General features: G+C 66.0%; 1 pseudogene. It reads right to left on the bottom strand.

What is annotated here, in order from left to right:
- A pseudogene (locus ACSNOD_RS32105) lies at positions 1–203 on the bottom strand (vanadium-dependent haloperoxidase); the annotation flags it as partial.

The following is a 203-nucleotide window of genomic DNA, read 5'->3' as shown; positions in this document are numbered from 1 at the left end:
ACCCGCTCACCGAGCTTCAGGCCGTCTTCCGCGTCCCAGGGGAAGTGCACGCCGAGCCAGATTCGGGAGTCGGCGTTTTCCCGCGCCGCGGCGCGGAAGCTGGTGAAGTGGCGCCACTTCACCGGGGACCTCGGTTCGTCGGTGGAGATGTCGAAGGCGATGTTGTCGGTCTTGAAATAGCGCTTCATCACCCCGGCCCAGGC

The sequence above is a fragment of the Streptomyces sp. URMC 123 genome (genome assembly GCF_051386515.1).
Taxonomy (GTDB): domain Bacteria; phylum Actinomycetota; class Actinomycetes; order Streptomycetales; family Streptomycetaceae; genus Streptomyces.
The sequence above is the reverse complement of the archived record's forward strand: the minus strand, read 5'-3'. Positions and strand labels throughout refer to the sequence as shown.